The following is an 8,308-nucleotide window of genomic DNA, read 5'->3' as shown; positions in this document are numbered from 1 at the left end:
GTCTTGCCATGGTCAACGTGACCAATGGTGCCGATGTTGCAGTGCGGCTTGTTACGTTCGAACTTTTCCTTGGCCATCGTCTCTACCTTCGCGCCGGCGGCTGGTTGTTGGGAATAACTCTCGGGGAGCTGGAGCGGGTAGCGGGAATCGAACCCGCATCCTCAGCTTGGAAGGCTGCTGCACTACCATTGTGCTATACCCGCCCAATCACCCAAAACGGGGCTAGCGGGGTCGCGATCGGCTCCCGGTCTTTCGGCTCTGGGACGCCGTCGCTTGTCGCCGGAGCTCGTCGCGCGCGTGGTGGGGGAAGCAGGACTCGAACCTGCGAAGGCGTACGCCAGGGGATTTACAGTCCCCCCCCTTTGCCACTCGGGACATTCCCCCAAGCGCGCGACGGAGCTCCGATGAAAGCGACCTATCCGTTTCGACGACCGACGAGAATTCGCCGAACGCCGAACTGGAACAAAAGCTTCCTAGGCCAGTGTCGGACAGTGCTAAGAGCAGCGCCGGCTGGCCCGAGAAACCCTTGGGGCCCCAAATCGGAGCGCGTCTTATAGTGTCCTCTCATTCCGAACGCAACGACCGGAAACGTCCTTCTGCACCAGGCCGTGATTTTCGTTCCAAGCCTCGGAAATCGAACGAGTTTTCGAGAGGCCAAGGCGACGCTAAGGACTGGATCTGGGGGACTCACGCCGTCGAAGCGGCGCTTTCGAACCCTCTTCGCCCCGCTCCGAAGCGACTTCTGGCGACCCCGGATCGCGCCAAACGACTCGCGCCGAATCTCCAGAGCCTGGCCTGTCTGCAGGTGATGGAAGGCCAGGAGATCGCCAAGCAGCTGCCGCAGGGCGCCGTCCACCAGGGCCTGGCCCTGAAGATCGACGAGCCCGAGGCCCTGTCGATCGCCGAGCTGGGGACCCCGGCCAAGGGGCTGCTGGTCATGCTGGACCAGATCACCGACCCGCAGAACATCGGCGCCATCTTCCGCTCGGCCGCCGCGTTCGGGGCCACCGGCGTCATCCTGCAGGACCGCCACGCGCCGGTGCTGTCGGGCGTGCTGGCCAAGACCGCCGTCGGCGCGGTCGATAAGGTCGCGCACGCACGCGTGGTCAATCTCTCCCGGGCCTTGGAAGAACTGGCCGACCTGGGCTGGCGGGCCGTGGCCCTGGCCGGCGAGGCCGAGGAAAGCCTGGAAGCCGTGCTCGACCACCAGGCCACCGTCCTCGTTCTGGGTTCGGAAGGCGAAGGCGTCCGCCGCCTCGTCGCCGAGCACTGCGACGCCCTGGGAAAGATCCCCATGCCAGGCGGTTTCGAGAGCCTGAACGTCTCCGCCGCCGCCGCGATCGCCCTTTACGAGGCCTCGAAAGTTCGCGCGAAGGATGAAACCAGTTCGTGAATCTCTCTTAACCGTTTTGATTTCGTCGCAAGCTCGTGCTTCTCTCGCGAACAGTTGTCCGCGAGCCTCGCTTCGTGGAGGAATCTGACATGGGATCGGGGGACCCGATGTTTGGACGTAATGTACGCTTGGCCGCCTTGGCGACTTCAGCGGCTGGCGTTTTGTTGCTCGCCGGCTGCAGCGCCGGGGACCAGGCGAACGCGCCGCCGCCGCGCAGCGACTATCAGGCCGAGTCCAGCACGCCGGACCTGATGGGCGCGCCGCCGCCGCCGAGCGCCAGCCAGGCCCAGGACGGTCTGCTGGGTGGTCCGGCCGCCGTGGGCGACACCTCGACCCAGGCGCGCGCCGACGCCGGTGTGACCTCGCGTCCCCTGCCGCCGCCGCCCGCGCGCAATTCGCATCTGAAGACCTGGCGCCGTCCGGACGGCACCCTGGTCACGGCCATGCGGCCGATCCCGAACCCGAAGGGCTCGTATCGTGTCGCGACGGCCAAGCCGCATCGCGTCTATGCGACGGTCCCGACCTCGACCTATCACCCGCCGGTCAGCCATCACGCGGCCGCCGCCAAGCCGGTCGTGGTCGCCAACGTCAAGCCGGTGACGCCGAAGACGGTCGCTCCGGCCCCCGCGCCGGTGAAGGCCGCCCAGCCGATCAAGCCGACGACGCCGCTGACCAAGCCGCCGGTCGTGGCCGCCGCCAAGCCGGTCGCCAGCAAGCCGACCACCAAGCTGGAGAAGCTGCAGGCCGCCGTCGCGCCGGAAGCCACCAACGGCGCTGTTCTGGCCGCTGGGGAAAGCCTGGCCAAGAACCAGCCCGGCCAGGTGACCCTGTCGCTGCCGGCCACCCTGGGCGATCTGATCAAGACGGAAGCCGCCAAGCTGGGCCTGACCAAGGCCGCCAAGAAGACCAGCGCCTACGCCCAACTGGAAGGCGAAGGCTACGAGGTCACCCCGAACGGCCGTCAGACCGCCGTCGTCAAGCCGGGCGAGCCGACCACCTTCGCCTGGCAGGTCAAGCCGGGCCCGGACGCCAAGGGTCAGCTGAAGTCGCAGTTCGGCGTCGAGCTGAACGGCGCCAAGCAGCCGCAGGGCTTCGCCCTGGGCGAGATCAGCAAGCGGGTCGCCGCCGCGCCGGAACAGATCAAGAAGGGCTTTGGCCGCCTCGATCTTGGCGGGCTGAACGGCAAGGTCTCCCTGCCCGGTCTCGGCGACACGCCGATCAAGACCGTGCTGGGCGCGGCCCTGGTGCTGCTGGCCCTGATCATCCTGGTCGGCGTCTCGCGCAACGCCGCGGCGTCTCGCCGTCGCGCCGAGCGCCAGCGCAAGTACCGCACCCAGACCGACTACGGCCGCAACGAGATGGAGTTCGAACGGCCCGAGAGCGCCAACGTCTCCTATGTGAACCCGTTCATCGCCGCCGCTGGCGGCGCGGCGGCGGGCGCGGCGGCCATGCACGTCTATGACGAGCACAAGACCGACCACGACCAGGGTCATGACGGTCATGGTGATCAAGGACATGGGCGCGACACCCCCGCTCATGACGACCATGGCCACGACCTCCACGCCGAGGCGCATCCCGAACCGCACGCGCCAGCCGAGCACGTCTCGTACGTGAGCCCGTTCGCGACGACGGACCACGGTCACGACGCCCACCACAAGGAGCCGGAGCCCGTCCACTAGGCAGGGTTCCAGCCAGGAAAGCAGGGCTCCGGGTCGAGAGACTCGGAGCCCTTTTCTTTTGCGCCCGCCGGTCTTTTGCGCCTTGCATCGTCGCGCGCGTCACCGCATTGAGAACGGATGTTCGAAGCTCTGACGGCCCAATTGGGCGGCCTGCAAGGCCCGCTGACGGCCCTTCTGCAAGTCCTGATGATCGACCTCGTCCTGGCGGGCGACAACGCCGTGGCCGTCGGCCTGGCCGCCGGTGGCCTGCCACCCAAGGACCGCAGGAAGGTCATCCTGTACGGCCTGGCCGCCGCCGTCGTGCTGCGCATCAGCTTCGCCCTGATCACCACCTGGCTGCTGGGCGTCATCGGCCTGCTGCTGGCCGGCGGCCTGCTGCTGCTGTGGGTCTGCTGGAAGATGTGGCGCGAGCTGCGCGAGCAGGCCTCGCACGACCAGGCCGACGCCCTGGCCAGCGTCGACGGCGATCCGAACACCGAGCCCCGCGCGCGCGCGCCCAAGTCGTTCAAGGCCGCCTTCATCCAGGTCCTGATCGCCGACGTCTCGATGTCGCTGGACAATGTGCTGGCCGTGGCCGGCGCGGCGCGGGAGCACCCCGGCATCCTGATCTTCGGCCTGCTGCTGTCGATCGCCCTGATGGGCCTGGCCGCCAGCGCCATCGCCAACCTGCTGCACAAGCACCGCTGGATCGGCTTCATCGGCCTGGTGATCGTGCTCTACGTGGCGGTCCACATGATCTGGGAAGGCCACCGCAGCGTGGTCATGGACCTGGACAAGACCGCCGCCTACAACGCCGCCGCCCCGGGTCCGCTGGACATCAGCCCGGACGAGCTGGCCAGGCACAACAAGCATAAATAGGCCGGAGCGCATGGCGGTGTGGACTCCCAGGACCTGGACGGGCCTCGCCGCGATCAGCGGCCTGCTGGCCGTGGCGTTCGGGGCCTTCGCCGCCCATGGCCTGACGCAGGTCAAGCCGATCGAATGGCTGCACACCGGCTCGCAGTATCAGATGGTCCACGCCCTGGCGGTGTTCGCCGCCCTGGCCCTGCATCGCGCGGGCGCCAAGGGCATGGGCCTGGCCGCGGCGCTGTTTCTGGTCGGGACCTTGCTGTTCTCGGGCTCGCTCTACGCCATGGCCTTGGGCGGGCCGCGCCTGCTGGGGGCGATCACGCCACTGGGCGGACTGTCGTTCATGGCGGGCTGGGCCCTGATGGCCTGGCGGGGCTTTACGCTGCCTCAGGCCTGAGGCTTCTTCGCGCCCGGCAGGGCCAGGAAGAAGATCGCCAGGGCCGAGCCGACCAGGCAGGCGAACATCACGGCCGCCACCGGGCGCGGCGTCCCGTCGTGCAGCAGGCCACCGGCCCACGAGGCCAGGGCTCCCGCCCCGAACGAGGCCGAGCCCATCAGGGCCGAGATCGAGCCGGCCCGGCGCGGATCGACGCTCAGCGCCCCCGCCATGGTGTTGCCGCCCATCAGGCCATAGATCGACAGGGCGCAGAACAAGAGCGGCAGCACCGTCCATTGGCCGCCCCAGCCGGTCCAGGCCGCCAGGGTCAGCAGGAAGGCCGCAACGATCGAGGCGATGCTGGCCTTGCTCAGCACCTGGTCCGGCAGCGACCGGCGCAGCAGCAGGCGGTTGACCTGGCTGGCGCCGATGATGCCGACGGCGTTGAAGGCGAAGATCAGGTTGAAGACCAGCGGCGTGTGGCCATAGGTCCCCATCACCAGATCCGGCGCGCTGGAGATATAGGTGAACAGCACCGCCCCGTTCAGCGCCCCGGCGATCGCATAGCCCATCAGACGGCGCATGCCGAACAGGGCGACATAGGCCCTCAGCGGATTCTCGGAGCGGGCCTGCGCCTCGGTTTCGGCAGAGCGGGACTCGGCGAGGCTGATCGTGACCCACAGGCCGATCAGCGCGCCGAAGCCGACCAGGCTCCAGAAGACGCCGCGCCAGCCGGCGAAGAACTGCACGACCCCGCCCAGCTGCGGGGCCAGGACGGGGGCCAGGCCCATGATCAGGGTCATCAGCGACAGCACCCGGGCGGTGTCGGTGTGGCTGAAACGGTCGCGGACCACGGCGCGGGCGATCACCGGGCCGGCGCAGCCGCCTAGCGCCTGGACGAAGCGTGCGGCGATCAGGGTCTCGATGTTGGGGGCCAGGGCGCAGACCACCGAGGCGGCGAAGAAGACGCCGATGCCGACCAGCAGCGGCAGGCGGCGGCCGAACCGGTCCGAGGCCGGGCCGTAGACGATCTGGCCAATGGCCATGCCGGCGAAGAAGGCCGCCAGGGTCGCCTGGGTCTGCTCGGGACCGGTCTGCAGGGTTCGGGCGATCGACGGGAAACTGGAGAGATACATGTCGATCGACATCGGCCCGAAGGCCGTCAGCGCGCCCAGCAGCAGGACGAGGCGCCACGGAACGGCGGCGGGCGGCGGTGGCGCTTCGATCATGAGACCTTTTACGCCGGTTCGCCCCTACGGAAACCTCAAATGGCGCTTGTCCAAGCGGGTGGAGCGATCCAGGGTGATCAGCAATCACATAAGAAAGCGGAGGACGAGCGGTCATGACGGTCAAGCATCCGGAGGCTCCGCCCCTGCCCGCGCCCCAACTTCCCGATCCCCAGTTCGCCGACATCAACGGCATCCGCATGGCCTATTACGAGGCCGGGCCGCGCGGGGGCATACCGATCATCCTCTGCCACGGCTTCCCGGAACTGGCCTTTTCCTGGCGTCACCAGATCGCCGCCCTGGCCGCCGCCGGCCGCTGGGTGATCGCCCCGGACCAGCGCGGCTATGGCCTGACTCCCGGCCCCGAGGCGGTCGAGGCCTATGACATGGAGCACCTGACCGGCGACCTCATTGGCCTGCTCGACCATCTGGGCGCGCCGAAGGGGATCTTTGTCGGTCACGACTGGGGCGGCATCGTCGTCTGGCAGCTGCCGCTGATGCATCCCGACCGCGTGGCGGGGATCATCGGCCTCAATACGCCGTTCCTGCCGCGCCTGCCGATGGACCCGATCGCCATGTTCCGCGGCGCGTTCGGCGAGGACATGTACATCGTCCACTTCCAGAAGCCCGGCGTCGCCGACGCCCAGCTGGCGGCGGACGTCGAGCGGACGATGCGCTATTTCATGCGCCTGCCCGGCGGCACGGTGGAAGCCTTCTCCGGGCGTCCCGCCGAGCGGCGCAGCCTGGCCCTGCAGGACGGCTTGGCCCGTTTCGATCCGGCGACCGACACCCAGCAGTTCCTCAGCGCGGAAGAGCTGGCCTTCTTCGTCGAGTCCTTCCAGCGCACCGGCTTCACCGGCGGGATCAACTGGTACCGCAACTTCACCCGCAACTGGGAGAAGGCCGAGCCCCTGCCCCGCCGGATCGACGGCGTGCCGTGCCTGATGCTGATGGCCGAGCACGACGTGGTGCTGCCGCCTTCGCTTTCCGACCGGATGCCCGACCAGATCGAAGACCTGGAACGCGAGCTGATCGAAGACAGCGGCCACTGGACCCAGCAGGAAAAGCCGGCCCAGGTGAACGCGGCGATGCTGGATTGGCTGGACCGGAGATTTCCGCTCTGGGGTCGAGGCCAATTAAGCGACTAAAGCCTCAAACTCTCGTCATCCCGGAAGCGCGTAGCGCTATCCGGGACCCAGGGCCGGCGCAGTGCGGTTGCCCTGGGTCCCGGCTCTCCGCTTCGCTGCGGCCGGGATGACGAGAGATTGAGGCATAGTTCAACTGGATACCGAACCTGACGCGGCTCAGTTCCGCGCCGCGATCATGATCTCGGCGCGGCGGCGCATGGCGGCCGCCAGCTGCAGCATGGCGAGCGCCGAGACCTCGTCCCGCTCGGCCGCGCGCAGCGAATAGACGTTGGCCATGGCGAACAGCGCCTCGGCGCGGTCGACGCCCTCGGCGTCGAACATCTCGCCAATCTGACGGTCAAGCTCGGCCAGCTGAAGCGGGTTCAGCATCTCGAGCAGTTCGTCGTCGGAATAGTCTTCAGGTGCTAGCTGAGTCATGGGCGCAACATACAGAACCGGGCGAAAGGCGCGAGCCCACCTCAATCCTTCGTTCACAGGCGGATGCAAACCAAGTTAGGGTCGGCGCCATGGATCGTAACGCCTCCGCCGCCGCCATGGGTTCCGTCGGCCGTCGTGGCCTCTTCCGGGAGGTCGAGCCCTTCTCGTTCGGCTGGCTGCAGACGGGCGGCCCGCACGAGATCTATTACGAGGAATGCGGCAATCCGCGGGGCAAGCCCTGCGTGATCCTGCACGGCGGTCCGGGGGGCGCGGTCAATCCGACCATGCGGCGCTTCTTCGACCCGGCCAAGTGGCGCATGACCCTGTTCGACCAGCGCGGCTGTGGCCGCTCGCGGCCGAACGCCAGCCTCGACGACAACACCACCTGGAGCCTGATCGAGGATATCGAGCGCCTGCGCGTGCACCTGGGCGTCGAGAAATGGACCGTGTTCGGCGGCTCATGGGGCTCGACCCTGGCCCTGGCCTACGCGATCAAGCATCCCGACCGGGTCGACGGCCTGGTGCTGCGCGGCATCTTCCTGCTGACCGATCGCGAGCTGCACTGGTTCTACCAGGAAGGCGCCTCGATGCTGTTCCCGGACGCCTGGGAGCGGTTCCTGGCCCCGATCCCGCCGGACGAGCGCGGCGACCTGATGACCGCCTATCACCGCCGGCTGACGGCGCCCGATCGCCGCGTGCAGCTGGAAGCCGCCGCCGCCTGGAGCCAGTGGGAGGGCGACACCATCTCGCTGCGCGGGCCCGAGGCCCGTCCCCCCAAGTTCAATGAAGAAGACTTCGCGATCGCCTTCGCGCGGATCGAGTGCCACTTCTTCGCCAACAAGGGCTTCTTCGACGAAGATGGCTGGATCCTGAACAACATCGACAAGATCCGGCATATCCCCGGCTGGATCGTCCAGGGCCGCTTCGACGTGGTGACGCCGCTGGATAGCGCCTGGAAGTTGCACAAGGCCTGGCCCGAAGCGCGCTTCGACATCATCTGGGACGCCGGCCACGCCTCGACCGAACCGGGCGTCATCGACGGACTGGTGCGAGCGACCGAGGCGGCGCTGGTTTCTTAGGTCCTGCCGCTCAAGCAAATTCACGTGTCATCCCGGCCGTAGCGTAGCGGAGAGCCGGGACCCAGGGGCCGCCGCAGTGCGCTTGGCCCCTGGGTCCCGGGTCGGCTTCGCCGCCCGGGATGACAAGAGATTTGCGCTCTG

The 8,308-nt window shown here is 68.1% G+C and carries 9 protein-coding genes, 2 tRNA genes and 2 pseudogenes; 6 read left to right on the top strand and 7 right to left on the bottom strand.

The features are described 5' to 3' along the window. From AC1DSO_RS19460 to AC1DSO_RS19450, 3 genes are all read right to left on the bottom strand, one after another. On the bottom strand, nt 1-77 hold a 77-nt coding region (locus tag AC1DSO_RS19460), incomplete at its 3' end, for a hypothetical protein (protein WP_245158267.1). A 52-nt stretch (nt 78-129) separates the two neighbouring features. Next, nucleotides 130-203 (bottom strand) — tRNA-Gly (locus AC1DSO_RS19455). 95 nt (nt 204-298) lie between these two features. After that, a tRNA-Tyr gene (locus tag AC1DSO_RS19450) sits at nt 299-384 on the bottom strand. 172 nt (nt 385-556) lie between these two features. Here AC1DSO_RS19450 and rlmB point away from each other — a divergent pair. From rlmB to AC1DSO_RS19430, 4 genes are all read left to right on the top strand, one after another. After that, nucleotides 557-1,393 carry a 23S rRNA (guanosine(2251)-2'-O)-methyltransferase RlmB gene (rlmB, locus tag AC1DSO_RS19445; protein ID WP_477070377.1) on the top strand — a complete coding sequence of 279 codons (837 nt, stop codon included), beginning with the start codon at nt 557-559 and terminating at the stop codon, nt 1,391-1,393. Nucleotides 1,394-1,500: 107 nt separating this feature from the next. Then, nucleotides 1,501-3,072 carry a stalk-specific protein StpX gene (gene stpX / locus AC1DSO_RS19440; protein ID WP_477070376.1) on the top strand — a complete coding sequence of 524 codons (1,572 nt, stop codon included), beginning with the start codon at nt 1,501-1,503 and terminating at the stop codon, nt 3,070-3,072. A 117-nt stretch (nt 3,073-3,189) separates the two neighbouring features. Beyond that, entirely contained in the window at nt 3,190-3,930 is a 741-nt protein-coding gene (locus tag AC1DSO_RS19435; RefSeq protein ID WP_477070375.1) for a TerC family protein, read from the top strand. Between the two features lie 10 nt (nt 3,931-3,940). Beyond that, nucleotides 3,941-4,318, top strand: a complete 378-nt coding sequence (locus tag AC1DSO_RS19430; protein ID WP_477070374.1) for a DUF423 domain-containing protein — start codon at nt 3,941-3,943, stop codon at nt 4,316-4,318. On the opposite strand, the gene AC1DSO_RS19425 is transcribed toward AC1DSO_RS19430, so the two are convergent. Then, on the bottom strand, nt 4,309-5,526 hold the full coding sequence (locus AC1DSO_RS19425) for a multidrug effflux MFS transporter (RefSeq protein WP_477070373.1): 1,218 nt from the start codon (nt 5,524-5,526) through the stop codon (nt 4,309-4,311). The two genes, AC1DSO_RS19430 and AC1DSO_RS19425, sit on opposite strands and share 10 nt — an antisense overlap. A gap of 113 nt (nt 5,527-5,639) precedes the next feature. Here AC1DSO_RS19425 and AC1DSO_RS19420 point away from each other — a divergent pair, with 113 nt between their 5' ends. Next, the gene (locus AC1DSO_RS19420; RefSeq protein WP_477070372.1) at nt 5,640-6,671 is read left to right on the top strand and encodes an alpha/beta fold hydrolase; all 1,032 of its coding nucleotides are present in this window, start codon (nt 5,640-5,642) and stop codon (nt 6,669-6,671) included. On the opposite strand, the pseudogene AC1DSO_RS19415 reads toward AC1DSO_RS19420, so the two are convergent. Together AC1DSO_RS19415 and AC1DSO_RS19410 are read right to left on the bottom strand one after the other, a co-directional pair. Further along, nucleotides 6,668-6,783: pseudogene (locus AC1DSO_RS19415) on the bottom strand (hypothetical protein); the annotation flags it as partial. The gene AC1DSO_RS19420 and the pseudogene AC1DSO_RS19415 sit on opposite strands and share 4 nt — an antisense overlap. A 44-nt stretch (nt 6,784-6,827) precedes the next feature. Further along, nucleotides 6,828-7,088 (bottom strand): low temperature requirement protein A, encoded by a 261-nt coding sequence (locus AC1DSO_RS19410; RefSeq protein WP_477070371.1) that lies wholly within the window; start codon nt 7,086-7,088, stop codon nt 6,828-6,830. Between the two features lie 89 nt (nt 7,089-7,177). Between AC1DSO_RS19410 and pip the strand changes: the two genes are divergently transcribed. After that, nucleotides 7,178-8,167: a prolyl aminopeptidase gene (pip, locus tag AC1DSO_RS19405; protein ID WP_477070370.1), complete on the top strand. Its 990-nt coding sequence runs from the start codon at nt 7,178-7,180 to the stop codon at nt 8,165-8,167. A gap of 22 nt (nt 8,168-8,189) precedes the next feature. On the opposite strand, the pseudogene AC1DSO_RS19400 reads toward pip, so the two are convergent. Beyond that, a pseudogene (locus AC1DSO_RS19400) lies at nt 8,190-8,288 on the bottom strand (hypothetical protein); the annotation flags it as partial. Nucleotides 8,289-8,308: the final 20 nt, after the last annotated feature.

Source organism: Caulobacter sp. P4_E5, assembly GCF_056401555.1.
Note: the sequence above shows the minus strand (reverse complement) of the source record. Positions and strands in the feature narration are given on the sequence as shown.